Annotated in this window: 22 protein-coding genes and 1 tRNA gene; 9 read left to right on the plus strand and 14 right to left on the minus strand. The window is 29.1% G+C overall.

What is annotated here, in order from left to right:
- Window positions 1-78 precede the first annotated feature (78 nt).
- The 3 genes from GCL60_RS14425 to GCL60_RS14435 are packed head-to-tail and all read left to right on the plus strand — an operon-like array spanning window position 79 to window position 4466.
- Entirely contained in the window at window positions 79-1806 is a 1728-nt protein-coding gene (locus GCL60_RS14425) for a hypothetical protein (protein ID WP_153421381.1), read from the plus strand.
- Complete coding sequence (locus tag GCL60_RS14430) at window positions 1803-3650, plus strand: RCC1 domain-containing protein (protein ID WP_153421382.1); 1848 nt, start codon at window positions 1803-1805, stop codon at window positions 3648-3650. The genes GCL60_RS14425 and GCL60_RS14430 overlap by 4 nt, the downstream gene beginning before the upstream one ends.
- Window positions 3651-3704: 54 nt before the next feature.
- On the plus strand, window positions 3705-4466 hold the full coding sequence (locus GCL60_RS14435; protein WP_272914832.1) for an SGNH/GDSL hydrolase family protein: 762 nt from the start codon (window positions 3705-3707) through the stop codon (window positions 4464-4466).
- A gap of 7 nt (window positions 4467-4473) precedes the next feature.
- On the opposite strand, the gene GCL60_RS14440 is transcribed toward GCL60_RS14435, so the two are convergent.
- A tRNA-Asp gene (locus tag GCL60_RS14440) sits at window positions 4474-4550 on the minus strand.
- 139 nt (window positions 4551-4689) lie between these two features.
- Here GCL60_RS14440 and GCL60_RS14445 point away from each other — a divergent pair.
- Both GCL60_RS14445 and GCL60_RS14450 read left to right on the plus strand, forming a co-directional pair.
- Window positions 4690-5385: a hypothetical protein gene (locus GCL60_RS14445; protein WP_153421384.1), complete on the plus strand. Its 696-nt coding sequence runs from the start codon at window positions 4690-4692 to the stop codon at window positions 5383-5385.
- Window positions 5386-5569: 184 nt separating this feature from the next.
- A complete protein-coding gene (locus tag GCL60_RS14450; protein WP_153421385.1) occupies window positions 5570-7351 on the plus strand; it encodes a hypothetical protein in 1782 nt (593 codons plus the stop codon).
- A gap of 102 nt (window positions 7352-7453) precedes the next feature.
- Here GCL60_RS14450 and GCL60_RS14455 read toward each other — a convergent pair whose 3' ends face one another.
- Both GCL60_RS14455 and GCL60_RS14460 read right to left on the minus strand, forming a co-directional pair.
- Window positions 7454-7948, minus strand: coding sequence for a hypothetical protein (locus GCL60_RS14455; RefSeq protein ID WP_153421386.1), 495 nt, complete (start codon window positions 7946-7948; stop codon window positions 7454-7456).
- Window positions 7949-8154: 206 nt separating this feature from the next.
- On the minus strand, window positions 8155-9075 hold the full coding sequence (locus GCL60_RS14460; RefSeq protein ID WP_153421387.1) for a hypothetical protein: 921 nt from the start codon (window positions 9073-9075) through the stop codon (window positions 8155-8157).
- 378 nt (window positions 9076-9453) lie between these two features.
- Here GCL60_RS14460 and GCL60_RS14465 point away from each other — a divergent pair, with 378 nt between their 5' ends.
- Both GCL60_RS14465 and GCL60_RS14470 read left to right on the plus strand, forming a co-directional pair.
- Window positions 9454-9957: a hypothetical protein gene (locus tag GCL60_RS14465; protein ID WP_153421388.1), complete on the plus strand. Its 504-nt coding sequence runs from the start codon at window positions 9454-9456 to the stop codon at window positions 9955-9957.
- Between the two features lie 144 nt (window positions 9958-10101).
- On the plus strand, window positions 10102-10272 hold the full coding sequence (locus GCL60_RS14470) for a hypothetical protein (RefSeq protein WP_153421389.1): 171 nt from the start codon (window positions 10102-10104) through the stop codon (window positions 10270-10272).
- 39 nt (window positions 10273-10311) lie between these two features.
- Here the strand turns inward: GCL60_RS14470 and GCL60_RS14475 are convergent, their stop codons facing one another.
- From GCL60_RS14475 to GCL60_RS14525, 11 genes are read right to left on the minus strand one after another with little or no spacing between them, the layout of a single operon-like run.
- Complete coding sequence (locus tag GCL60_RS14475) at window positions 10312-11307, minus strand: ABC transporter ATP-binding protein (protein ID WP_153421390.1); 996 nt, start codon at window positions 11305-11307, stop codon at window positions 10312-10314.
- Window positions 11308-11312: 5 nt separating this feature from the next.
- Complete coding sequence (locus GCL60_RS14480) at window positions 11313-12134, minus strand: ABC transporter permease (protein ID WP_153421391.1); 822 nt, start codon at window positions 12132-12134, stop codon at window positions 11313-11315.
- Between the two features lie 14 nt (window positions 12135-12148).
- A complete protein-coding gene (locus tag GCL60_RS14485; protein ID WP_153421392.1) occupies window positions 12149-15703 on the minus strand; it encodes an AAA family ATPase in 3555 nt (1184 codons plus the stop codon).
- A 31-nt stretch (window positions 15704-15734) separates the two neighbouring features.
- Window positions 15735-16961: an exonuclease subunit SbcD gene (gene sbcD, locus GCL60_RS14490; protein WP_153421393.1), complete on the minus strand. Its 1227-nt coding sequence runs from the start codon at window positions 16959-16961 to the stop codon at window positions 15735-15737.
- A 30-nt stretch (window positions 16962-16991) separates the two neighbouring features.
- Window positions 16992-17750: an outer membrane protein assembly factor BamD gene (gene bamD / locus GCL60_RS14495; protein ID WP_153421394.1), complete on the minus strand. Its 759-nt coding sequence runs from the start codon at window positions 17748-17750 to the stop codon at window positions 16992-16994.
- A gap of 35 nt (window positions 17751-17785) precedes the next feature.
- Window positions 17786-18196 (minus strand): methylmalonyl-CoA epimerase, encoded by a 411-nt coding sequence (mce, locus tag GCL60_RS14500; RefSeq protein ID WP_153421395.1) that lies wholly within the window; start codon window positions 18194-18196, stop codon window positions 17786-17788.
- A 10-nt stretch (window positions 18197-18206) separates the two neighbouring features.
- Complete coding sequence (gene meaB, locus GCL60_RS14505) at window positions 18207-19214, minus strand: methylmalonyl Co-A mutase-associated GTPase MeaB (RefSeq protein WP_153421396.1); 1008 nt, start codon at window positions 19212-19214, stop codon at window positions 18207-18209.
- A gap of 4 nt (window positions 19215-19218) precedes the next feature.
- Entirely contained in the window at window positions 19219-19782 is a 564-nt protein-coding gene (locus GCL60_RS14510; RefSeq protein ID WP_153421397.1) for an acyl-CoA carboxylase biotin carboxyl carrier protein subunit, read from the minus strand.
- A gap of 18 nt (window positions 19783-19800) precedes the next feature.
- A complete protein-coding gene (accC, locus tag GCL60_RS14515) occupies window positions 19801-21345 on the minus strand; it encodes an acetyl-CoA carboxylase biotin carboxylase subunit (RefSeq protein ID WP_153421398.1) in 1545 nt (514 codons plus the stop codon).
- A gap of 44 nt (window positions 21346-21389) precedes the next feature.
- Window positions 21390-22946 carry an acyl-CoA carboxylase subunit beta gene (locus GCL60_RS14520; protein ID WP_153421399.1) on the minus strand — a complete coding sequence of 519 codons (1557 nt, stop codon included), beginning with the start codon at window positions 22944-22946 and terminating at the stop codon, window positions 21390-21392.
- A gap of 5 nt (window positions 22947-22951) precedes the next feature.
- On the minus strand, window positions 22952-23353 hold the full coding sequence (locus tag GCL60_RS14525; protein ID WP_153421572.1) for a cobalamin B12-binding domain-containing protein: 402 nt from the start codon (window positions 23351-23353) through the stop codon (window positions 22952-22954).
- 256 nt (window positions 23354-23609) lie between these two features.
- On the opposite strand from GCL60_RS14525, the gene udk reads away from it, so the two are divergent.
- Both udk and GCL60_RS14535 read left to right on the plus strand, forming a co-directional pair.
- Window positions 23610-24320, plus strand: coding sequence for a uridine kinase (gene udk / locus GCL60_RS14530; RefSeq protein WP_153421400.1), 711 nt, complete (start codon window positions 23610-23612; stop codon window positions 24318-24320).
- Between the two features lie 284 nt (window positions 24321-24604).
- Window positions 24605-24841, plus strand: a complete 237-nt coding sequence (locus GCL60_RS14535; protein WP_153421401.1) for a hypothetical protein — start codon at window positions 24605-24607, stop codon at window positions 24839-24841.
- Window positions 24842-25045: the final 204 nt, after the last annotated feature.

Consider the following 25045-nt stretch of genomic DNA (forward strand, 5'->3'; position numbering starts at 1 on the left):
ATTTAATATTTATTATAATTTTCTCTGCCCTAATTATTTTTTAAAATTTGATACTTCTATAAAAAGTTAGGAAATATTATGACAAAAAAAATCTTTAAAGGTGTTATACTTTCATGCCTAATTTCTTCTTGCGGTGTTGTAGATAAGAAAAATAATGAAAAACAAATTGATGATGCAAATATAATCAATTATAGCTCTTTAGATAATCATCAAATTGAATCTCATTCCAGTATTATCGGAAAAGGATTCAGCTCAATTGATAAAACGATAAAAAATAGTTGCCTTGAAAATACATATCACGAATTCATACCTAATGGAAAATCACAGGTATCATTTTTTAATAATTTATCCTCACAGGATTTAAATGAAAAATTAAATATAAATACGAACGGAAAAATTCATGGACCACAAGGTGAAGTCTCAATTGATTCAAGTTATCTACAAATGTTGGATACAAATGATTCAAGTTCTACAGTAACTCTAATTGCAAATGTTACAAATGGAAAAAATATTTTAAAGAAAACTGATTCGTCTATACCTGGTTATAAAATAAATGATTTTTATAAATCTATTTTTGATAAAACAAAGTCTGAATTTATAAAAGTATGTGGAGATGAAATTATTGAATCTCAAAAACTATCTGCTTTTCTTGTCATAACTGCAAGGATGGATTTTAAAAATAAAGCATCAAAGGATGCTTTTGAATCAACAATAGGAGCAAATAAAAACATATTTGAAGAAATTGGTGCTAATAATTCAACATCATTCAGTAATATTGATGATAAAATTAAAAAATCTATAAAAATAACAATTTCAGGAACGCAACTTGGTGGAGATTTTAAGCAATTGCAATCAATTCTTAAAAAAAATGTTTGTAACTTAAATCAAATAGAGCAATGTAATCAAATTTTTGAAACAATTAACAATTATTTTTCAAATGAATTTTTAACACAATTAGACTCAAATAACGAAAGTGTATGGGTAACGTCCGAAATTAAATCTACTCCATATTCAAAAATATTAATATTAAATGAAAAAGGGGAGTATTATAGTGATCATTTTAATTTTGGTCTAGACTATACTAAATTTTCAAAAAATCTTTCTAATATTAAAGAAACGAGTTCTAGTATCTATACTAAAGTAAAATTAGTATTAGAGCATGAACAATCAAAACATTTATCGCAAAATGAGTTAAACTATTACAACCAAAATTTAAATAATGCTCAAAATAATGTCAAAACTATTGACGAATATTTTTCTGATTGCAATAGCTCACATAATCTTCATAATTGCATTTCAAAATATAATACTTTTTCAAGCGATTATTTTTCTCCAATAGATGAATCATTAAAAAACTTATCTATTGGTGAGCATGTAGCAACTTATAACTCGGGCATAGAAATGTTTGCAATTAATAATGCATCATTCATAAAAAAAGATATTGACAATCATATTTTTAAAAACGATAAAAAATTACGCTTTATTTTATTAGACAAAGATAATTATGAAATAAATGATGAAACAATGGAGTTACATTGCCGTAAGGATTATAAGTCAAAAATTAAAAATGTTAATATTGGAATTTGGTTATCAAATTTTATAAATCAATGGCCAACTGTTTACACGCTAATAGACAAGGCAATTAATGATGAATATCAAACTTTAGATGTTATTTGGAATAGAAAAGATTCAGATATTACTGCTTCACAAATAATAGAACATTGTGGACAAAATAATAAATTATTTTCTCTTACTGAATTTAATTCAAATATTAAAAAAGTGGTCATTTGGGAGAATGACTTATGAAAATATTTTATTTCTTAAACCTTATCTTTTTATGTATAATTTATATTAATAAATCTTACTCATATTCTTATGATTTTAAGGATAACCAAGAAATCTCTTCAGGAAAAAGACATACTTGTAGCTTAAAAATGGGGGAGGTTTTTTGCTGGGGAGATAATTTAAACTATCAATTAGGTAGCCTTGGCAACGATTCAAATATTCCTAGAAGAGTTCCTAATATTATAGATGCAATTCATATCTCAGCTGGAGGACAACATAGCTGCGCCGTAAAAAAAACGGGAACTGTTCAGTGCTGGGGAAATAATTCTTTTGGACAAACCGGAGAATCTATTCAAGCAACTAATGTAAAAATAAGCTCTTGGAGAGAAATAGCAAATTTTAAAAATATCAAATCTGTATCTTTAGGAGAAAATCACTCGTGCGCCTTAAATAACTCGGGTGAAGTTTTTTGTTGGGGAGATAATAGTGAAGGTCAATTAGCCTCAAACACAATTGAAGAATCTAGTATACCAATTCAAATACCTCACCTTTCTAAAATTACAATGATCTCATCTGGCAATAATCACACCTGTGCTTTGCATTTAAAAGGTGAAGTTTTTTGTTGGGGAGATAACCGCAGTGGCCAAATTGGAAATAAAAGAATTCAAAATAAAGTATCTGTTAATTTAGTTCAAAATTTAAAAAATGTACGAGAAATATCTGCAGGTGGTTCAACTACCTGTGCTACAACAAAAGATAATTTTGTATTTTGTTGGGGAGACAATAGTTTTTCTCAAGTCGGAATAGAAAATTCACTTGAAAATAAAAATGCAAAAATATTAATGCCAACTAAAATGGAAACTCTTCAAGACGTATTAATGGTAAGTGTTGGAGAAAATCATGCTTGTGCTTTAATAAATAATGGAACAATTGACTGTTGGGGAAGCAATTCAAACAATAATTTTCAATTAGGAAAAATAACAAAAAGTTCCGTTCATCCAACACCAATTGAAGTTCCAAATATGCTTGATATGAAATTTGTATCGTCTGGAGGGCTACATTCTTGTGGATTAAAATCTAATGGTTCTATTTATTGTTGGGGTAATAATTATCAAGGACAACTTGGCAACGGTAATTTTTCAAATTCAAACGGAAGACCTAATAAAGTAACTCTCACATCTACAGATTCTAAAATTCCAAATCAATTTTTTCTTTCATGTTACTTTTATGATTTAAATAATACAGATAGCGAAAGTGGTGCAGATAAAATTTTATATGAAAATTCTAATTTTTCATTTTATTGGGGTATTGATAATGATTCTGATGCTTCAAAATATTTAACATTAAATGGACACACTGAAGACGGATTTTTTTTAGAAACAAAGTTAACTTATGAAAATGCGATTGAAAGTTGCAATCGGGTAATCTATTTAAAAAATCAATCTTCTAAAAAAAATAATGTTTTTAAACTTTATGATTTTAAAGCTTCATTTCAAGAAAATATACAAATAAAGGAATATCCAATATTATTCACAAATCCAACTAAAAAAAATATTATAAAACGACTTGTGATATTTGGAGATAGCTTATCTGATAATGGAAATTTAAAAGAATTTACTCATTATTTACCTGGAGAACCTTACTTTAAAGGTAGGTTTAGCAATGGATTAGTATGGGGGGATTATTTTAGTTTTATGACAGAATTGCCAATATTAAATTTTGCTTATGGAGGAGCAAAAAGTAGTTCTGATATTAATTTACCCGTATATAAGTTTGTTTCTTATTTAAAATCTGGTGTACGTAATTTAATCACAGGAGGAATGACAAATTACATTAATAGTTATATCAAGCATTATTTAAATTGAAATTCATTCAATAGTAGTCAAATCATACAATCTCCAGAAGAAACTCTTTATATTATTTGGATTGGTGGTAATGATTATTTAGAGAGTATGAACAGTCAAAAAGAATTTACAAAATTAATTGATAATGATTCCTATCAATTTAGTGAAAATATAGTAAATAATATAATGAATAGTATTACAAAACTACAAAAATCTAGTGCGAAAAATTTTTTAGTAATGAGCTTGCCTGATATTGGTATGACACCTGAAGCTATATTAAATAATAACTACAACTTTACATCAGGAAAATTCAAAAAAAAGGAGGATATTTATTATAGATTGTCAGAAATTTCTCAGATACATAATTCTATACTTAAACAAAAAATTGAAGCTCTAAATGCTTATTCGCAAAGATCTCATATTTATTATTTTGATATAAATCCTTTATTATTAAAATTTATAAATCAAAAAAATTTCATTGATGACACTCCATTTAATTACAATCTAACTTATATAAATAGTAATTTTTCATTCCAAGGTTTTGAAAAAAATACAATTCAAATGCCATGTTATAAAGGTGATTTTAAAAGAAACCCAATATGGGGGCAATTTAAATCAAATAAAAATTTATTTTGTATAGAAAAAAAAGATTTAAATTTTACGAAAAGTTTATTTTGGGATAGTGTCCATCCAACAAGCTATACACATTGCTTACTTTCATATGCTGTCCATATGCATTTAGGCAATTTAAACTTAATTAATAAACCAAAACATTCTTTGTTTGATCATAGAAATTTTTGTGAAGCAGGATTTTATGAAAGAAAAGTATATAACTAGGAAAAAATGGCGGGATGGACGGGACTTGAACCCGCGACCTCCGGCGTGACAGGCCAGCGTTGTAACCAACTCTACTACCACCCCACTCATAAGAGCTCCTGTATGCCATAAGGAAAACTTGAATGCAAGCAGGAGAACAAAAAATATCTAAACTCTTTAAAGAATGTTCATAACATGCTAATTTTTAATAAATTTAGTTATTAAAAATTTAAAAAGGATTTGTATGAAAGATATTAAAAATTATATTTTAAGTTATAAAATTAAATATGAGCAAAATCCATTAATATTGTTTTTAAATAATAGCTCATTAGATCCATATAAACGCCTTAGTTTAGCTCCATGTCTTGCTCATTTTGCAATGAGTTTTTCAGACTTAAATAAATTTATTTACAGAAATTTAGAGCAAAAAGATATGTTCCAAGAAATAATTAATGAACACACTTTTGAAGACGAACGACACGCAACCTTATTTATAAAAGATATGAAACAACTTGAATACAACACTCCAAATCTATTTGTTGATACTCTTCAGTTTCTTTGGGGTTCAGACACAATTAAAGTAAGACAAACTACATTCGATCTGATTTCTTTACTTAGCAATAGAAGTTCATTTGAAAAATACGTTATTTTGGAATCTATAGAAAACAATGGCCATATTATTTTTAAAGCTCTTTCCTATGCAGCAGAAGAGTTATCCCTTATTACTGGAAAAAATTATATCTATTTTGGCATGCATCATTTAAATTTAGAAACAGGACATGCTTTAGGAAAAAAAGTTGAATTCTATTCTGAAAAAATTGAAAATTATAGACCGACTTTATCTCAAAAAGAAACTGCATTATATTTAGTAGATTGTGTTTATGATATTTTTAATTTATTTTGGAATAATCTTTATGATTATTCAAATAAATCAACATAATTTAAATTCATTTAATATTAAAAATTATTTTATCCATTTTATTTAAATCAAACCATTTGAAGAATTTATAAAAATTTGATATTTTATAAAAAATATGATAAGTCTAGTTTTAATGTAATATTACAGACTGTGTTTTTTGCAAAAAATAATTTTCTAAAAAATAAATAATAATGGAGTTTTCTAAATGAAAATTAAAATATTTATTCATATAATTTTATTTTTTACCGCTTTTAATAATATTTTCATTACTAACCATAAATTGTACGCTAACGAAACAGAACGAAAAATTCCAAAATTTGTTTATCGCTCTTCACCCTCAAAACCAGAAGATAAATTTAAAAATGGTTTTGTTAGAGATAGATCCCTAAGCACAGACTTAGGTTCACACATATCAGGTGACTCTGGAGATACAACAGCTTTTATTAGCACGACTTCAAACCAAGATTATGCAAGACAATTTGCAACTTCTTATGCCATGGGCTGGTGGTATGTTCGAGAGTTTTTTGTTTATGAGATCATTCCTCAAAGTAACTTTGTAGACTTAGCAGAAACTTATAGTAGAACTTTGACAAATTCTACTACTTCAACAGAATTAAGAACAGCTTTAGAAAACTCGCACGATACTTTTACCAGAGAAAGTGAATATTCTGCCTTATATGAAATTCGCCCCGAAACGATCATATCTGCGACTAGATTTGAATTTGATTCGGTTTCAAGACAATTTTTACAGCGAGAAACAATTGAAAATAATGTAACAAGGATAGATCGAAACAATCCTCAAATTGAACCTTCTCTCCATGAAAATAATTTTCCATTAGGTACTTTCAGAAGTATGCAAATTCAATTTGATCATGTTTCAAGTGGATTTGCTTGCTATGTAGCACCTTCAAGCTCGAGTATGAGAAAAAAAAGAAACACGGGAAACTCAAATTATATTTGCCCAATATCAGGGAAAAATGTTTTCGAAGAAGTTGAATCACCCGATAATATTCTTTCTGATAATAAATTTAAACTTCAAATTAAAGTATTTAATGATAAATTATATTGTTTAACTCCCAAAAATGGAGATTATATTTATATAGACTATTGTGAAAATTCTAGTCAATGGAATTATACCGATTTTGGTCAAATTATTACTTTAATAAATGACGGGAAAAATGATCAATATTACTGTTTAACAGCCCCTATAAATGACAATAACTATAACTATATTAAAATAAAAATATGCGATCTAAATTTAAAAGAGCAAAAATGGAACCTTATACCTCATGATAATTCTAATTATTTAATCACATCATTCGATAATAAATATTTAAATTCTTATAATAATTATTATTTATATCTTGATAATAATTTTGACTCTTCAAAAACAATTCAAGTTTTAAATTATAACGAAATAAAAAAATCGAGACCAATGATTCAGTTTTCACTAGATACTTCTGTAAATGGAAAATACTCTATTTATCTTTCTTCAGGAAAAAGTATGTATATAGGATCTCCCTCAAAAATTCTTAATTATTATAATGCCCATAATAATATCTTATTTTCAAATTATGGCTATGATAATATAGAATCACAAGTTTGCTACTATTCCTCACTTATTAAGAAGGGAGGATCTTCATCGGATTGGGTAAATGCTGAATATTGCTCATCAAATAAATTCCAAAATAAAGAATTTGTCTGGATATTAAATAAAAATAGTTTTTTCAATTACTTTATTACTGATATTGGCGAAAATGCCTTAAGATTTGATAATATTATATTATCATCAAATCGATATTATGCTTATACAGCATATACTTATTGGCATGATAATAGCAGTTTTTTAAATAAATTTAAATTTAGCCTACCTGAAAAAACTTATGCAAATTATTACTCTAAAGGAAAAAATTTATCTCAAAAAGAAAGACTAAAAAATGCTTATAATGGAATAAAAAAATATTATTATAAATATCACTTTGAATAATAGAAATTTAAAAATTAAAATTCTTGAATCTAGCAATTATTTTAAATATCTTTTTTAATATCCTAATGAAGTTTTGGATTATCTTATTGAGATACTCCATTACTATCGTAGACGAAGTCTCGGCATTCCAAATGGTGTTATAACAACAGCAAAAAACCAAATTACAGGTCCTCCAATAGTGCCCATATTTGTTTCAATAACGCCTGCTGTTACCATTGCAAATAAAAATGTTAGGTCTGCAATTCCAATAATAAATACACCTAAAAAATAGGCGAACCAGGACGCCTTTTTCCAAATAAGGAATGCGATGGCTAATCCAAGAACACCATAGCCTCCAACATCTATACAGAAATTAAGTATCAGTTGACGCTGAGCAAAGGCAGTCACCGCATCTGTCGTATATTGAAATGCAGCTTTTGGCACTAGATTCCCTCCAATAAGCATATTCCACATATTTTTTTCATCACCTATTAAATACTGATGAATGCCTTCCGCACCAACCCAAACGTGCAACACACCCCACAAAACAAACAAAGTTGCACCAATTTTAGCAGCAATGCCTATTTTTAATTCCCGCTTTCCATTTCCGACTTTCATAAAAGCTCCTTCAATACTATAATTATTATAAACTTATAGGAATCTTTTTTAACTCACCTTAATTTTATAGAAAGTGTTCGACTTTATAAGGGGCTACATCATATATTATAAATAGATTATTAATTTTTTTGATTTGTATATTTTCTAATTCATATTTTATAATCTTTGAAATTATTTATTCAATATTTTTATGCAATGAAGATTTTTTAAAAATAGTTGCTTTCAAGACGCTCTTTACATGTCTCAATCACGCCTTTATAAAGATCTCCCATAGAGGAGAGCTTATGGATCCCATCATGAACAATTTTTTTATTTATTTTCGATCTCTCAGCAACCATGTGCTGAAATGCTGTTTGAAAATCTTGTGCTCTCATGACTTTTAATGAGTTTTCAGCATTGAAATGATCATTAGATAGACGATCCTCTATTCTTTTTATTGCTTCTGAATAACTTTGATCCATCTTCATCCATACATCAATAGTTATTTCTCCTTTTTTTAGAGAATCTGTAAGTCCTGCCTGTAAAGTTTTCATATTCAAAAGGTTATTTGCATCAATAAGTGTTTTTTGAAAAGATGCTTCATTTTTAACGTCTTCAATACTTTCTATAATACGGTAATAAATCGCTGTTGATGTGACAGCCTCTGTTCCAAAAGTATCTTCATCTTTAATATTGGCTGAACTAGCATATAAAAAAGCATACATACCTGGGGATAAGCGGTTCATTGAGAAGGAAAGACTAGAAGAAGATGTTGCCGAAGACTTTGCCGCTTGTGCAACAGTATTAACAACATCAACATAAGCATCAATTGCTTCTGGAGAGGTTGCTGGTGATTTTACAGACGGATCTTTCACCTTTTCAAGAGCCTTTAAAGTAGAAACAACAACACTAGCTATCTTGTCCAAGCTAAATTCACTCACATACTCTGTTTTGATATCAGAGTTATAACCAATCTCTCTTGCATCTGAAATTTTTGAATCTTTTAAATGCTGATCCATTTGTTGATAGAATAAGGCTTTATTCTTTTCTTCTTGAGATTTAAGCATATTTTGAAGTTTATCAATTTGTTCTTTTGCTTTAACTGTTTTATCTGCAACAGACTGTACTGACCCAGAAGAGCATGTCATATTTCTTTTCCTTTATGTAAAATTTTTTCTAACTAATTGTATTTAATAATAAATTTAAAATCAAGGCGGTTGGATATCTTTTAAAAATTGCTATAATTTAGATCACCACTAAAAAACATATCTCATTTAAAATAAATACTTTCTTCTATTCCATTTAAAGAAAATCATAAAATTCAAATTAATCTAGAATATTAATTTTAGTCACTATAAATCCAAGTTTGAAAGTAATTTAATATTGACTACCAAAAAAAATAAAATTTTTAAATTGATTTTTTATAATATATATTTATAATGAGCAGTAATATCGATATTAATTCAATAATTTAAATTAAAAATTTTAAATATCAATTTATTTATATATATTTAAAAGGGATTATTATGAAATTAATTAAATCTTTATTTTTAACGATGATTTGTTTTTATAATACTTTTGTATATGCTTCATTGGGATCGTATTTATTTTGTGCAAGTCAAAAAAATCCAAATGATTGGAAATGGGCGCCCGCTTTGCCAAATGGTTTATTAAATTATGCTCAAGAAATTGTTAAATCTGATGATAGAGGAACCTGGATAGTAGGATCTGGGAAAACTTCAATGTATTTTCATTCAATATTAGATATGGATTACATATTTGAAAATGTGAATGATGCAAAATTATTTTGTGATTCTTTAGCAAATGTTTGTAAAAAGGAACATGGAGAAAATTACAAATGGGTAGGTGCATCAGGTTATGCGGTGGCTCCTAATTCTTGGTCTTACATTTTAGTTCATTATACAATAAGACCTGGAGTGAGATCTCGAGCAGTTTGTCCTAATTGGACTTATCAAAGCTTTCCAAATAAAGGTGTTTTAGGAGATTCACGGGATTTTTTTATGGATTAAAAATTTATAAAAAAATGAATTCCTCTTGCAACCCAATCACCCCAAGAACAATTATTTTGCATTATATATCTCCATGCATTAATGAATTATAAATTAAGATTTTTTATATTTATATTTTTTATTTTAAAAATAATTGAGGTTAAAATGAAAAAGAGATTAATTGTATTTATTGTATTATCTGGAATTATTACAGTTATAAATAGGTTTCCATGTCATTGGGTAAATCCTAAACGATGCACTATACATGAACTTCCTAAAGAAGAATCTTCTTATATCATTCGCTATAATGCATCTAAATTAAGTTTTAAAGTTTAATTTTTTTAAGATTTAATGAAACATTTTAATATTAATATTTTAAGTACTAATATCACCACTATTTATTTTAATAAATACATCTTCTAAACCTGGTGATTCTGTAAATATATCTGAAATTCTCATTCCAATTTTTTGAGCTACAGAATTCATGACATTAACAGAATCTAAAAAAGAATTCATACTACCGTGTACATAAGGCAAAGATAGTTTTAAATTTCCTGTACTATGGGAAACCTGTTTAACAGGCTCTATTAATATAGAAAGACCATTTAAATAAGAGGAATGATCTTGCATCCATTGATAGACATTAGAAACTTCAATTAAACAAGAGATTTTATGTTTTCCACCAAGAGCTAAAAGTTCTTTATTTTCTTTTAAAGTAACAATTTCGCCACTCTTAACAATGGCGATTCGACTACAAAATTCTTCTGCCTCTTGAAGATAATGTGTGGTTAAAATAATTGTCATTCCTTGTTTATGAAGACCTTCAATAAATTCCCACATGCTTTTTCGTAACTGAATATCAACTCCAGCCGTTGGCTCATCTAATACTAAAATTTTAGGTTTATGAACCAGCGCTCTAGCAATCATCATACGCCGCTTCATACCGCCGCTTAATTCGCGGGTTGTTTTTTTAATATGTTCCGTTAGCATTAATTTTTCTAATAAAAAATCGATCCATTCTTTATCAGGTTTAAAACCTGAAAGTTTACTTTGAATATGAAGCATTGTTGGCAAATTAAAAAAAGTATCCGCAATCAATTCTTGTTGAACAACTCCTAATAATCTTTTTGTTTGTGATGTATTTTCGTTAACACTCAATCCTTCTACAATCACATCTCCTGTTGTGGGTTTATTTATGCCAGCAAGGAGACTTAATATAGTAGTTTTACCTGCTCCATTATGACCTAATAAACCAAAACACTCTCCTTTTTTTATAGAAAGGTTTAATGGTTTTAATGCTTCAAATTGTCCACCTTTAGGAAGCTTATATATTTTACTTGCATTTTTAAATTCAATCGCAATTGCATTCATTAATTTTAAGCCCTCAAACCAAAGCCAGATTTTAAAACTTTAACAGAAAAAATAGAGGTTAAAATAAAAAATAAAATAGAAACAGAAAACGAAACAAGAGGTGAAGTATCAGAAATTCCCAATACAGAATAACGAAACATGCTCACAATATAAAATATAGGATTTAAAAATCTTATAAATTGGATCCATTCTGGAAAAGAACTAAATGAAAAAAAGACTCCTGAGAAAAAGACAAGCGGCTGAACTACGAAAGACATAATAACACCAACTTGATCCCAACTTTTACAGACGGCTCCCGCTGCTATCCCAATGCTTCCAAAAATTCCAGTTGCAAGAATAATAGCAAATATTAATAAAAAAGGGTTAAAAGAAACAAAACTCCAAGAACAAATAAAGCCCGATATTAAAACAGCTAAAGAAACAATAATGGCTCTAATAACAGCTCCAAAAATATAAGCAAGCCACATTGCTAGTGGAGAAAGTGGAGCCATTAACACGTCTACTATAGTGCCGCTCCATTTTGCTATCATAATACTGCTCATTGGATTTTGAAGCCCCGCATTCACAACTTCCATTGCCATAATACCTGGAATTAAAAATACGACATATTCAAAACCATGAGTCAATGCTTGATTATTTGGAGAAGATATTAATTTACCAAGCGCAATACCAAATAGTCCAAAATAAATTAAGGCACTCCCAAAAGGAGCTAATATGGTTTGTGCAGGCACAGCAAAAAATCTTCTAACTTCTCTTTCAAAAACTCCAAAACCTGGCAACCAAGATTTTCCAACAGCTTCTCTTTTTAGATATTCCTGAATATCCATTTACACCTCAACTTTTATAAGTTTTCAACTTTAATACTAGAATGACCATTTCCTAATTTTTCTACAATAATGCGAGCGCCAATAGATTCTTTTAAGGATTCCACATGGCTGATAATTCCAACTTGTGTTCCGTTAGAATATAAAGATTCTAAGGCACCCATTGCCACCTGCAAAGTTTCAGGATCCAAAGTGCCAAAACCCTCATCTAATAAAATGGTTTCAATAGGCATTCTTACGCTTCGATAATCTGCCAGTGCTAAAGCTAGGGCTAAAGAAACTAAAAATGTTTCTCCCCCAGAAAGAGTTTTAAATGATCTTAATTCATTTGCATGATAACTATCTTTTATAGCAAAAGCGAGTCTTGGTTTATTTTCGGTGTCGATAGCGGGTGCTAAAGAATATCTTTTTTCAAATCTTGACAAATGATAATTTGCTTTAGAAATAAGTTCTTCTAAATTTAATATTTGCGCAAATTTTTTAAATTGATCTCCATTATTAATCCCAATAATTTGATGCAAACGTTGCCAAATTGAATACTCATGCTGAATCTCTTTAAGCTCTTCATAAAATTTTGTACTTTGATTTTTATTTTCGTCATTACTAATAATTTTCTGACTTATATTTGATTTATTTTCTTTTAAATTATCAATTAAAAACAATAATTCTTTCTTATTGTTCTGCAAAAAATCATAATTATTATTAAATTTATCATCAGTATTTGTATCTTGATGCTTTTTTAAGTCTAACTCTCTTTGATTTTTTAACTCCGTTGTTGAAATTTTTATTTTCTCAAGTTCAGTATAAATAATGTGAAATTTTTTGTAATCATCTTCATTTAAATTATATTTTATAATCTCATCTTTATTATGAGCACCTAATTTAATAAATTCATTTTTTAAGAAATCATGGATTAAAAACAAACTATCATTCATTTGATTTTCTTGACTTATTATATTTTCAAGTTGATTTTTTAATACAACATAATTTTTTTCTTTTTCATTAAATATTTTTTGCTCTTGAGTAAGTTTTATATATTTAGCATTGACAGCATCATTCAGTTCATTTTCGAATTTTTCTGGATCTTCCCCATTTAATACAGAACTTATATCTAAATCTAATGTATTTAATTTTTTATCTATAAAAACGAATTCTTGTTTTAAGTTTTGAATTATTTTTTCATTTAATAATACATCTTTATCTGCCTCAACTAATTTATGTGAAATTTCTGACTTTTCACTTTCAATCATACGATATTTATCAAAATACTTTTTCTCATCAAACACAATATTTTCTAGCAAAATATTGTCATATTGAATTAATTTTTTAAATGCATCTAAATCAAAATTTGGATCTAAATATTTTAAGACATCACTCAATTCCTGAATATATCTTAGATAATTACTCTCATTATTTTTATTTTCAATATATTGTTCTTTAATTTGATTATAGCTTTCAAAGTTTTCACTTATTTTTTTTATATCTAAATCTGTAAATTTTAAATTATCTTCATTATTTTTTTCAAGTTCTCTTAACACATTATAAAATTGATCACTATTTTTAATTATTTGAGAACAATTTTTTTCACGAAACATATCAATTAGAGTATTTTTTTTATCTTCAATTCCTTTTTTTAAGGAGTTTATTTGTGAGTTCATATTTTTAATATCTTGAGTAAAAATAAATACATTTTTTTCTATTTGATTTAAAGTTGTCAAAGAATTATGATAAGATTCTTCTTTAAAGATAAGCTGAGAAGTTAAAAATTGATGTTTTTCAAGTATCTCTAAATCAGAATTTTTAAAAGCAGCCTCTTTAAAATAAGGGTGATCTAAACTTCCACATAATGGACAATTTTCACCTAAATTTAAATGTTTTCTTTGCTCTGCTAATCCGATTCTCCAGGATAGATCAGAAACTTGACTTTTAATAATAGATATTTCATTAAGCTCGTAATCAAAGGTATTTTTTGTAAATGAATAATTTTCATTTTCTTTTAAAATATTTTTTTCTAATTCTTCATGTTTTTTTTCTAAATCAGTTAATTCAATTTCTTTTTTTTGAAGTTCTTCAAGATAAAAAGAAATTTTACTCATAGATGATTTTTCTAAATTAAATAGATCTCTTTTTTTTCTCAAACTAATAAGTTTTTCCTGGGGGTTATCAAATGGAATAGATAATGATATGACTTCTTTTTTTAAAAAATCAAACTTATTTTTAACCTCATTAGAAGATTTTAAAAATAAATTATAATTTAAAAACATATTATTTAAATCTTTTTTTACTACATTACACAATTCGGTTTGATTTGTTTTAATTTGGAGATATTTTTTTTCAAGAATATTTTTTAAATGAATTATATTTTCATTTTCTTTGGAAACTTGTTCTATTTTATTTTTTTTATCTTCTAATTCTAATAAAAGATTATTTTTCTGAAAGCGAAGTTCTTTGCCTTTATAAATTTCGGGTTTTTTAGTATCTAAAATATTTTTAGCAGAATCATAAGATTCTTGATAATGCTTTATATTATTAGAAATAAAAGTAATATGCGTTTTAAGAATATTTAAATTTTCTTGATTTTTTTCTTTATCTAATTTTAATTTTAATAAATCACAATTTAACATTTCTTCTTTAATTATATATTGAATAGCATTTTTAAATTTATGATATTGTTCTATATTAAAAATAATTTCGATATTTTCTTTATATTTATTCTCATAATTTTTAAATGCAATTAAAGATTCATTAAATTTTTCCTCGAGATATTTCTTTTTATCTAACCATTCTATATTTTTATTTAAAATTTCTATATTTTTTTCAGAAGAAATAATTTTTTCATTAAGTTCTATATTTTCATTTATAAGTTTTGTTTCTTCTTCTAAAGATAATATTTGAATTCCATTAAACTTCAGTGTTGCCTGATTTAATTTTTCTTCATAACTTTTCTTTTTTTCTGAAGCTTTTTTACCAATATCTTTATAAATTTCAGTATTAGTTAAACGCTCTAATATTGCGGCTCTTTCCTCTTCATTTGCTTTTAAAAAAGCTGCGAATTCACCCTGAGCTAACAAGACCATTCTTTTAAAATCATCTACTGTTAAATTCTCTAAAACTCTATTAAAATGTGGTTCAAAAAATTTAGGTCGATGATCACTTACAATTTGTTCCCATTCATTAAATTCAGGAATATATTTTTCTAATATTCTTCTTGGGTCCTTAAAATTTCCATCAGGCTTTTTATAAGCTCTTTCACATTGCCATGTAGCACGATATTTTTGTAATTTTCCGTTTTCAAGTTTAGTAAATGTCAATTGAGAAAATGCATAAGCAGTTCCTCTTGACATGACTTGTCTGCAATCATTTTCAGAATCTTTATCCGTCTTACTTTTAATTAAACGCGGGGTTTGACCAAATAAAGAGAGCGACATAGCATCCATTAAAGTCGATTTTCCTGCTCCCGTAGAACCCATAATTAAAAAAAGAGGAGAGCCTAATAAATCTTTTTCAAAATCGACACTATGATGTCCATACAACGAATTTAAATTTTCAAGTTCAATTTTTAATAATTTCAAAATAAAAGCCCTTAATTGATTAAATAGTATTTTAAATATTTTCTTCGTTAAGTAAACTACGAAATGCTTTTAATAAATCATTATCAACAATTTGATTTTGACTTTCACACATTTTAATAAATACCTGTTCTGTAGTTAAATCTTTTAAAGAAACAACCTCAGTGTATTCTTTTTTAGAGTCATTATTTAAAATTGGTATTTGTCTGATATAAGCTATTAGTGGTGTATTTTGAAAAAATAAATGATTTAAATTTTTTCGAATTTCAAGGTCAATTCCTGGAATATATGTATTAACAGAAATCTGAATGGCAAGTAAGGGAGGCTTTGCGGTCTTCCAACTTAAATTTTTTAAGATATTAGATATTTCTTCTAAGTTTCCTTTTATTTCTATAATATTTCTTAATATGGGAACTTCTATTTTTTGAATGAGTGGCTTATGATTTTTTTCAGATTGAAAGGTAACAATTTGAACATAACGAGCCGTTTTAGATTCTTTGATTGATAATGGTATTGGTGACCCACAATAATATGCATTTGAATTTTCAACATGATAAGCTCTGTGAATATGTCCAAGAGCCACATATGAAAATCGAGGATCAAAGATATCATTTGGCAAACCACCTAGTGTACCAACCATATGAACCTCTAGTGGAGCATCATCACTTTCACAACCAACACAAGCTAAATGCCCTGTTGCCATAATAGGTGCATTTTTTGCTAAAATTTCAGCTTCTTCTGCTAAATTAAAATAAAATTCTGTTATTTTTTGTTTAAAGTTACTTTGAATTTCTTTTTCAGATTGAAAAGAAGTTCGAACTCCTAATTTATACTCATGAATATAAGGAACAACAGCAATTACAAGTTCTACTTCATTATTTATATTATAAATAGGACAAAGGTAACGCGATAATTGATTTGTATTGGTGTTAAGACCTCCAACAATAAAAACATCAAGTAACTTTAATAATTCTGACGGCGCATCAAGCCGTGAAGGAGAATCATGATTTCCTCCTAAAACAATTACCTTTTTAACTTGAGTTTGCTTTGAAACTTGAAATAAAAATTGATAATATATTTTTTGAGCCTCAGCAGAGGGTTGCGGCTGATCAAAAACATCGCCTGCAATAATTAAAATATCAATTTGCTCTTCTTTAAGTGTATCAATTAACCAATTTATAAAAAACTGATGATCTTCTTCTCTTGAAATTCCTTCAAATGATACCCCTAAATGCCAGTCTGATGTATGAAGAATTTTCATGATTTTTACCAAAGATAAATAAAATATTTATTATTTAGCAGATTTGATTTCTTGAGCTTTTTTTCTTAAATCTTCAGGTTTTGCACCTTTAAATACATAGAACTTATCTGATTCAGGATCGTCTTCCAAGATATCTGCTAATTCTTCATAACACACAGCAGCTCTTTTTTTTGCCTCTTCTTTTAAATCATCATATTGAGAATAATTTTTTAATATTCCAAGATATCTGGAAAGAGAAGCAGAATAAAGGTCTTTTCTCCAGTAAAAACGTGCCACAAATAATTCATGTTCAGCAAGTCTTCTAGTTAATATTTTAATTCTTTCATTTGATTCCGCATTATATTCTCCACTTGGGTAAGTTTTAACATAATACTGATAACGTGAAATTGCTTTTTTTGCAGAAGCTTGTTCTCTATCAATTTCTTCGGAGGCTTGCGAGTCATATGAATTTGCTATGCGGTAGTATGCAAAAGAAACATTTTTATCAATTGGGTTTTTTCGAGCAAAATCTTCATAAGCAGCAATAGCTTCGGGAAATTTTCCAGATAAATAATATGCATTTGCCTGCATTAAATCGGCTTCAGGATTATTTTTTGAGTAAGGATAACGAGCCTTATATTCATCTACATTTGCAATTACATCAGACCAATTTTTATCATTAAATTCATTACGGATTCTGGCAATACCATCATCTTGAGATAACTCAGAAATAGGCGTCGAACGACAAGAAACGATTCCTAATACAAGAAATAAACTAATGAAAACAACAAATAACTTTTGACTTTTCATAATCTTACAATTCTCTTTAAAATGTTTAAGATGAACTATTTTGGTTGTTCCTCAACAAGTTCAACAAGCACACCACCGGTAGAATGAGGATGAACAAATACAATACGCATATTATGTGCTCCATACCTTGGCTTTTCATCAATAAGCTTAATATTGTTTTTTTTCAAATGATCAATCCAAATGTCTAAATTATCTACCTCTAAAGCGATATGTTGAATACCCGAACCTTTTGTTTCCAAAAATTTCGCGATAGGGCTATCAGTACTCGTAGGAGACAAAAGCTCTAATCTTGAATTCTCACAGCGCACAAATTCCACAGCTACTTTTTGTTCTTCTACAGTTTCACCTCCCTCATGATTTAAACCTAGAATCGAAGTGAAAAAATTTTTAGATTGATTTAAATCTTTTGGAACGATACCAAGATGATTGATTCTTTTAATTTTCATTTGAAAGACCTTAATTGTTTTTTATATTTTTCTCAAATATTCCATTTGCAATAGACATAGCTGTTGTCATTCCCCTAAAAAGAGAATCAATTTCATTTTGAGAAATTTTTTCAACATCTTCTTTGAATTTTAATTCAGCCATCATAAGTACATTTTGCAAAACTTCTTTTCTTAATCTTAAGTAACGTAACTCTTTTCCAATAGAATTTTTATTTTCATATTCATGATGAAGAAAAACGTTTTGAATGACCTCTGAAATTCCTTCTCTTGCAGAAGCCGAAGTTTTTAAAACAGGTGGAACCCAAGCTTCTTCCTGAGTCGGATGGGTATTTTCTTTAATTTCTTGAATCATGCGAGAAGGATCTGCTAAATCACATTTATTAATGACATATATTGTTGCTAGTTGTAAAATTCCTGCTTTCATTAATTGTATTTCATCACCACTATTTGGCATTAAAACAAGAAGAGTGGTATCTGCAATATTTGTTATTTCACTTTCGCTTTGTCCTATTCCAACGGTTTCAACTAAAATATAATCAAAATCTAAAACAGTCGCTAACCGAATGGCACTTCGCGTCGCTCTGGCAACACCTCCTAAAGCACCACGAGATCCCATAGAACGAATATAAACCATGGGATCGCGAAAATGATCTTGCATTCGAATACGATCCCCTAAAATAGCGCCACCAGATAATGTAGAAGAAGGATCAACTGCAAATACAGCAACCGTTTTTCCTTGTTCCCTTAATTCTTTAACAAATAAATTTGTTAAGGTAGATTTTCCCGCTCCTGGCAATCCAGTAATTCCAATAACTCTTGTTTTTGTTACGTTATCATCGGTACGAATTCCAGGATGAGATAACAATTTAGTAGCAAGCAATGGGTCATTTTCTACAAAACTAATTGCTTTACTTAGCGCTCTCATTCTTGAATGCCATAGGTCTACATTTTCTAAACAAGTTTTACCGGAAAGATAATTTACAAGAGATTCAAGATCTATGGACTGCTTTATCTTCATTATTTTAACCTTGCACTTCAGGAGTAATACTAAATAATAAGTCACCAGCAGCAACACTTACTCCAGGATTTATTTTTACATTAGTAACTAGTCCATCACATTCAGCAACAATTCTATTTTCCATTTTCATAGCTTCAATAATAATTAATGTGTCACCTTCTTTAATTTTGGTATTATTTTTTACTAAAATAGAAATAATTTTTCCTGTCATGGGAGACTTAATATCACCACCACCTAAATTCGCAGCGGATTGTCTTGGCTTTACTGGCCGCACAATATTTGCAGTTACATGATTTTGAGAAACAAGGCCATTACACTCTATTCCAAGACGATAAATCTCATTTTTTTTGCTTATAAATGTTTCGTTAAATCGTACTACTTTATTTTCAATTAAAAAACTTCTACCATCTGCAAGTAAACAGGCTTTTACTTCTTTTAGAATATTTTTTTGATCTGTTAAGTAAACAGGAAATAGTTCTCCCTTAGAAAGATGATTTAAATCTACTGTTGAGGGAATTTCTACTTGATAATTTTTGGAATCCTTGTTTTTTTGAACATTAATCTTCATTTAACAAACTCCTTTTGCTTATCTTTTTGTGCTTTCCAAACGATAAGCTCTTGCCCAAGATTCAGGTTGCTGAAATTCAGCAGTAGATGTAGCTTCTAATTTTGATTTTTTTTCCATGATTTTAATAGCAACGACAATAGCTTCTTGTTCCGTTAAATCTTTTCTTGTTTTTTCGGAGTCTTCTAATAAATGCTCATTTTCTTCAATAAAACGAGTGGTATATTTTCCTTCACGAAAAGCAGGAAATTCGATTAATGCTTGATGAAAAGGAATTGTTGTCTGAATTCCTTCTATATAAAATTCACTTAAAGCTCTAGCCATTTTGTTTAAAGCATCATTTCTAGAAGTCCCATGAACGATTAATTTTGCAATCATTGAATCATAAAATTCAGGAATTTTATATTTAGAATAAATATGTGAATCTACTCGAATTCCAGGCCCCGAAGGAAATTCTAATTCTTTAATTACACCAGGATCTGGTCTAAAACCATTATATGGATCTTCAGAGTTAATTCGAGCTTCAAAAGCCCAACCACGAATGGATAAATCTTTTTGAGTAAATGGTAATTTTTCACCCATTGCTACTTTAAGTTGTGTTTGTAATAAGTCTACACCAGTAATCACTTCCGTAACTGGATGTTCTACCTGAATGCGCGTATTCATTTCCATAAAATAAAATTTAGTTGGGGATTCTAAAATAAATTCAACAGTACCTGCATTTACATAACCTACACTTTGTGCTGCTCTTACTGCAATTTCTCCCATTTTATGGCGAGTTTCTTCACTAATGTAACTAGAAGGAGCTTCTTCAATTAATTTTTGATGCCTTCTTTGAATTGTGCAATCACGTTCAAATAAATGAACCGTATTTCCATGAGAATCAGCCATAACTTGAAATTCAACATGTCTTGGATGTTCAATGTATCTTTCACAAAAAACATCTGCATTACCAAAGTAACTTAATGCTTCTCTTTGACAGGACTCAAATGCATTTGCAAGTTCGGAGTCCGCCCGAACAACACGCATTCCTCTACCGCCACCACCAGCAGCTGCTTTTAAAATCATGGGATATCCAACTTGATGAACGATATCCTGGAGATCTTTTAGGTCTTTTAAGGGTTCATTTTTACCTGGACTACAAGGAACACCGGCTTCTGTTACTTTACGCTTTGCCAGAGTTTTATCACCCATTGAGTGAATCGCATTTGGTGAGGGACCAACCCAAACAATGCCCGCTTTTAATACTTCATTTGCAAACTCAGCACTTTCAGACAAAAAACCAAATCCGGGATGAATGGCTTCTGCGCCAAGCTCTTTTGCTGCTTTAATTATATTGCCAATATTTAAATAACTTTCATTGCTTGGTCCACCCCCAATACATAAAGCGGCATCAGCCATAGCAACATGCCTTGAATGCAGATCTGCAGTTGAATATACAGCTAAGGGAGAAAGTCCAAGGTCACGGCAAGCACGAATGATGCGCACACCAATTTCGCCACGATTTGCAATTAATACTTTTTTAAAAGGCTTATGAATAAGAGGTAAGAATTGATCTTGTATCATTAGGATTATCCCATCGCAAAAAAGAAATTGAATTTAATTATTTTTTATAGCGGAATGTTACCATGTTTCCTTTTTGGCAAAGATTTTCTTTTATTTTTATTTACAATTAAAGCAGTAATTAACAACTTACGAGTTAATTTTGGTTCAATGACATCATCAATAAATCCTTTTTGCGCTGTTACGTAAGGATTTGCAAATGTATCTCTATAATTCTGAATTAATTCTTTTCTTTTATTTTCAGGATTAGGTGAATTTGCAATTTCATTTTTGAAAATAATATTACAAGCGCCTTCTGGACCCATCACAGCTATTTCAGCACTTGGCCAAGCTATATTGTAATCAGCGCCAATATGTTTTGAGTTCATAACATCATAAGCGCCGCCATATGCTTTACGAGTGATTACGGTAAATCTAGGAACGGTTGCTTCACAAAATGCATAAAGTAACTTAGCACCATGTTTAATAATGCCACGCCACTCTTGTTCTGTTCCTGGTAAGAATCCTGGAACATCTGTAAAAACAATTAAAGGAATATTAAAGGCATCACAAAAACGAACAAACCTTGCTGCTTTAATACTTGCATTTATATCTAAAACACCTGCTAAATTCATAGGATCATTTGCTACAATACCAACTGAATTTCCATTAAGCCTAGCAAATCCAATAATCATATTTTTTGCATAATTGGGTTGTAACTCTAAAAAAGAATCTAAATCGCATACACGTTTAATTATTTCTCGCATATTATATGGCTGATTCGGATTATCTGGAATAATTGAATTTAATTCTATATCTGTTCTATCTGCGGAATCTGTACAAGGTAACGAAGGAGGAGTCTCTAAGTTATTTTGCGGAATGTAAGAAAGTAATTTTTTAATAAATGAAATAGTTTCATATTCATCCGCGCACGAAGCATCGGCAACTCCACTTTTTACATGATGGGTGTCCGCACCACCTAAAGATTCAAAATCTACGTCCTCTCCTGTTACCGTTTTAATGACATCGGGTCCCGTAATAAACATATGGGAAGTACTTTGCGTCATAATGATAAAATCGGTGATTGCAGGAGAATAAACCGCGCCACCTGCACAGGGTCCTAAAATTGCACTAATTTGTGGAATAACACCGCTAGCTAAAGTATTGCGATAAAAAATATCCGCATAACCACCAAGACTCGAGACACCCTCTTGGATTCTTGCTCCACCGCTATCATTTAATCCAATAATTGGTGTTCCATTTTGAATAGCAAGATCCATCACTTTACAGATTTTTTTGGCATGCATTTCTCCTAAAGATCCACCAAAAATAGTGAAATCTTGAGCAAAAATATAAACCGTCCTTCCTGCGATACATCCGTAACCTGTAATGACGCCATCACCTAAAAATTTTTGTTTTTCCATCCCAAATTGATTGCAATTGTGAGTAACAAAAGTATCTAATTCTACAAATGAATTTGGATCTAATAATTCTTGAATGCGCTCACGAGCTGTCATTTTCCCCTTTTCGTGATGAGAATCAACTCGTTTTTGACCTCCACCTTCAAATGCTTTCCAACGCTCTTCCTTAAGTTTATGAATTGCTTTTTCAGTGCTAATTGTCATTTCGTTTATCCTTCAAGTATTTTTTTAATTTCTATAATGACATCTTGAACGGTTGTACCAGGAGTGAAAATGGCTCTAACTCCAAGGGACTTTAAATAAGGAATATCTGAGTTGGGGATAACGCCCCCACCAAATACAGGAATGTCACCGCCTCCCTTACTTTTTAGAGCCTCTATAAGCTTAGGAAATAAAGTATTATGAGCTCCTGACAACAAAGATAATCCAACAATATCAACGTCTTCTTGAATAGCTGTCTGTGCTACATCTTCTGTCGATTGGCGGACACCAGTATAAATAACTTCCATACCTGCATCTCGAAGAGCTTTGGCAATATATTTTGCTCCTCTATCGTGGCCATCTAAACCACACTTTGCGATGAGAACTCTTGGAATCTTAGAAAACGAAATCCCTCCCAGAACATGAGAACCTGAGTTTAATTCATCACTTGCATAAAATGTGGGAAAGAATTTTGTTGAAGGATAAAAGGTTTTTATCATAAATTAAAATTCCCTGTATTAAAAACGCAAAAGCAGATTACAAGGGGCTAGTGTAGTTATTGCAATTATTTTTGCAACATTTTGAAAAGGAGACTTGCATTGAAGGATAATAAAAGCTAATTGATTGCTGTTTTGAATAAGTCTCGCCTAAATAGGATGTCAAAAAATGTGGCACAAACACGCTTATAAACTGCACTCTTTAGACTATAAAGTTAGAGAAGCTAAGGGAATCATTAGCAATGGGGAAAGAGGCTATAGACAACCTTATGTAATTGGTGTTTGCGGTGGATCAGGAAGCGGTAAAACGACTTTTTGCAAACAGCTTGTAAAATATCTTGGACCTGAGCTTGTTCTGCATATTAGCCAAGACGCCTACTACAAAGATTTAAGCCATTTATCTTTTGATCAAAGAGAAAAAGTAAATTTTGATCACCCAGACATTATAGAGTTTCCTCTACTCGTGTCCCATCTTGATGAATTGTCTCTTGGAAAAAATGTGACTCTTCCTCTTTATGACTTTTCAAAACATAGCCGCATGATAGGAAATCAATTTGCTACTCCAAAGCCAATTGTCATTTTAGAAGGGGTGCTTCTTTTTTCTGATAATGATACAGAAAAAAGAATAAATCACAAAGTTTTTATTGATGCTTCTGAAAAAGTTAGATTTGAAAGAAGATTAAAACGAGATGTTCGCGAAAGAGGAAGAACTCCTGAGTCCGTACATAATCAATTTAATTCAACAGTAAGTCCAATGCATAATATTTATGTAGAACCTGGAAAATCAAAAGCGGATCAAGTGGTTTCTGGTGAGCAATCTTTTGAGCATGTAATTGAAGATCTTTCCGTAAAAATTATTAAAGAAATATTGGTTTTATAATTTTTCATTACCTGTTTAAATCTAAAAAATTATAATAATTAAATTAAAATAATATTTTTGAAAACTAGCACACAATATCTGAAGACAAATTTGTCTTGAAAGATAGTTTTTATAATCACTTTTCTTGAAAAGTATTTACCTACCATTTAATCTATTTATGAAGAGGATAAAAACACACCCAATAACATGTGTTTTTATTACTGAATTTAATATTTCGTTTATCATAATCATTTGTTATAATTATTTTATAAACAACACAGATATTCATTATAAAGGAGAAATGAGTGGAATACTTATTGAATAAATTATATTCTGATCCAATATTTTCAATAAAAAATTTAACTACTTTTCAACTTAATTATTTTTATGATTATTTTAAATGCGAGTGCTTATTTGAAGATCAGACTTCAAGTCAAGAATGTTTCGATGACAAAGAAATCGCTTTTAGAATTTATAAAAACATTAAAATCGAATTAAAACAAAGAGTTAAATTAGGAGTTGATTATCGAAATTTACATTAAGTACATTTCAAAAATTATGTTAACTAAAAAATATGTATTCATACTTTAAATTAACATATTTATTGTAAATTAAAATAACTCAACTTAATAAAAACATATTAATCTAATATTGAATTTAAAAAAAAAATATGTTAATTATTCCTTCAAATTACAGAAGGATGCTCTTAATTTTATAAAATCCAAATTATGATTAAATAAACAGCT

Source organism: Silvanigrella paludirubra (assembly GCF_009208775.1).
GTDB lineage: Bacteria > Bdellovibrionota_B > Oligoflexia > Silvanigrellales > Silvanigrellaceae > Silvanigrella > Silvanigrella paludirubra.

Excerpts from the sequence above, each read along its gene's own strand:
- bamD (WP_153421394.1), bottom strand. The coding sequence starts at position 17,750 with ATGAAAAGTCAAAAGTTATTTGTTGTTTTCATTAGTTTATTTCTTGTA.
- GCL60_RS14455 (WP_153421386.1), bottom strand. The coding sequence starts at position 7,948 with ATGAAAGTCGGAAATGGAAAGCGGGAATTAAAAATAGGCATTGCTGCT.
- GCL60_RS14470 (WP_153421389.1), top strand. The coding sequence starts at position 10,102 with ATGAAAAAGAGATTAATTGTATTTATTGTATTATCTGGAATTATTACA.
- GCL60_RS14460 (WP_153421387.1), bottom strand. The coding sequence starts at position 9,075 with ATGACATGCTCTTCTGGGTCAGTACAGTCTGTTGCAGATAAAACAGTT.
- mce (WP_153421395.1), bottom strand. The coding sequence starts at position 18,196 with ATGAAAATTAAAAGAATCAATCATCTTGGTATCGTTCCAAAAGATTTA.
- GCL60_RS14510 (WP_153421397.1), bottom strand. The coding sequence starts at position 19,782 with ATGAAGATTAATGTTCAAAAAAACAAGGATTCCAAAAATTATCAAGTA.
- GCL60_RS14520 (WP_153421399.1), bottom strand. The coding sequence starts at position 22,946 with ATGACAATTAGCACTGAAAAAGCAATTCATAAACTTAAGGAAGAGCGT.
- GCL60_RS14430 (WP_153421382.1), top strand. The coding sequence starts at position 1,803 with ATGAAAATATTTTATTTCTTAAACCTTATCTTTTTATGTATAATTTAT.
- GCL60_RS14450 (WP_153421385.1), top strand. The coding sequence starts at position 5,570 with ATGAAAATTAAAATATTTATTCATATAATTTTATTTTTTACCGCTTTT.
- GCL60_RS14475 (WP_153421390.1), bottom strand. The coding sequence starts at position 11,307 with ATGAATGCAATTGCGATTGAATTTAAAAATGCAAGTAAAATATATAAG.
- GCL60_RS14465 (WP_153421388.1), top strand. The coding sequence starts at position 9,454 with ATGAAATTAATTAAATCTTTATTTTTAACGATGATTTGTTTTTATAAT.
- GCL60_RS14425 (WP_153421381.1), top strand. The coding sequence starts at position 79 with ATGACAAAAAAAATCTTTAAAGGTGTTATACTTTCATGCCTAATTTCT.
- sbcD (WP_153421393.1), bottom strand. The coding sequence starts at position 16,961 with ATGAAAATTCTTCATACATCAGACTGGCATTTAGGGGTATCATTTGAA.
- meaB (WP_153421396.1), bottom strand. The coding sequence starts at position 19,214 with ATGAAGATAAAGCAGTCCATAGATCTTGAATCTCTTGTAAATTATCTT.
- udk (WP_153421400.1), top strand. The coding sequence starts at position 23,610 with ATGTGGCACAAACACGCTTATAAACTGCACTCTTTAGACTATAAAGTT.
- GCL60_RS14480 (WP_153421391.1), bottom strand. The coding sequence starts at position 12,134 with ATGGATATTCAGGAATATCTAAAAAGAGAAGCTGTTGGAAAATCTTGG.
- accC (WP_153421398.1), bottom strand. The coding sequence starts at position 21,345 with ATGATACAAGATCAATTCTTACCTCTTATTCATAAGCCTTTTAAAAAA.
- GCL60_RS14445 (WP_153421384.1), top strand. The coding sequence starts at position 4,690 with ATGAAAGATATTAAAAATTATATTTTAAGTTATAAAATTAAATATGAG.